Consider the following 1,376-nt stretch of genomic DNA (forward strand, 5'->3'; position numbering starts at 1 on the left):
ACAGGAGGTGCAATGATGTCTACAGAAAAGGATAGTATGCTTCGGGTAAGGCTTACACAAAGGCAGTCTGATGAATTGGATGCCATCATTGATGAACTGCAAGCGCAAATGCCGGAAGCAAGCGTTACCACATCAAGCATAGCAAGATATGCTCTGGAGAAGTATGTGAGCGACCATATTGCCAAGCGTGACGGAACAAAAATTTTAATTGAAATCAGTACCGCAGATGCCACAGAAGAGGACATAAAGAATCTATATGGCCTTCTTTCCAAGTTGTTTGACGAAACAAAGGAGAATTACTCACCAATGGTTCATTACATGGTTGGAGAGATATTAGAGCCTGTGATGATGAAGATGGCAAGCCTCATGAAACCAAAGAAGCCGGGGGTGAAGGCAGGTGAGTAAGAAAAAGTACATTGTCCGCTGTCCTCACTGCAATCACAGGGTATTTGATGCCGATTATGCTGATGTTGAAATCAAATGTCCGGTATGCAGGAAGGTTTTTGAAGTGAAGCTGGAGAAAAAGGCGGGATAAAAAGTGAATAAATCTGGCACAGAGCCACAAAGGGAGCGAATGACTCACCTATAGAGCCTGGCAGATAGTCTTAAAAACTATTTGTCAGGCTCAATTTATTTCCAGCACGACAGGAGGTGAGAATTTGAAAGTGACAATGATGGACGCAGCATTAAAATATGCAGAAGCCAATATCCCGGTTATACCTCTGCACTGGATTTGTGAGGATGGCTCCTGCTCCTGCAAGAAGGGACAACAATGCGACAGCAAGGGAAAGCATCCGCTATATACCGGCTGGTACAAGAATTCCACTGCTTATGTTGAGCAAATAAGGAAATGGTGGACGAAAACCCCCAATGCCAATATAGGCATTCCTACAGGAGAGAAGTCCGGCTGGCTGGTACTTGATGTGGATGATGGTGGTGATGAAACTCTATCGGCTCTTGAATCAACACATGGAAAACTTCCGGATACGGTTACTGCTGTTACAGGAAGTGGAGGTCGGCACTATATCTTTAAATACCCCCAAGGCAGGAGCATTCCTAATAAAACAAAGTTTGCACCGGGACTTGATACGCGTTCAACAGGTGGACTGATTGTCGTGGCTCCAAGCATTCATGTAAGCGGTAATCAGTACCAATGGTTAGAAAGACATTCTCCCTTTGACAGAACCCCGGCAGAAGCTCCAGCATGGTTATTAAAGCTCATGGAAAGGGTGGAAGTATTGCTTACACCCTTTGAAGGTAGCAGTATTGCAGCCGAGATTAAGGAAGGCAGCCGAAACAGTACCCTGACAAGCCTTGCCGGAACCATGAGGGCAAGAGGAATGACAGAAGAGGGCATCTATGCGGCATTGCTCGCA

3 protein-coding genes are annotated in these 1,376 nt (G+C 45.6%); all 3 read left to right on the plus strand.

The features are described from left to right. Window positions 1-15: 15 nt before the first annotated feature. Window positions 16-405 carry a hypothetical protein gene (locus JCM21531_RS17210; RefSeq protein WP_038291660.1) on the plus strand — a complete coding sequence of 130 codons (390 nt, stop codon included), beginning with the start codon at window positions 16-18 and terminating at the stop codon, window positions 403-405. Next, window positions 398-535 (plus strand): hypothetical protein, encoded by a 138-nt coding sequence (locus tag JCM21531_RS19415; RefSeq protein ID WP_003513997.1) that lies wholly within the window; start codon window positions 398-400, stop codon window positions 533-535. The genes JCM21531_RS17210 and JCM21531_RS19415 overlap by 8 nt, the downstream gene beginning before the upstream one ends. Before the next feature lie 130 nt (window positions 536-665). Next, on the plus strand, window positions 666-1,376 hold a 711-nt coding region (locus JCM21531_RS17215; RefSeq protein WP_243467898.1), incomplete at its 3' end, for a bifunctional DNA primase/polymerase.

The sequence above is a fragment of the Acetivibrio straminisolvens JCM 21531 genome, from assembly GCF_000521465.1.
Taxonomy (GTDB): Bacteria; Bacillota; Clostridia; order Acetivibrionales; family Acetivibrionaceae; genus Hungateiclostridium; species Hungateiclostridium straminisolvens.

Excerpts from the sequence above, each read along its gene's own strand:
- JCM21531_RS17210 (WP_038291660.1), top strand. The coding sequence starts at position 16 with ATGTCTACAGAAAAGGATAGTATGCTTCGGGTAAGGCTTACACAAAGG.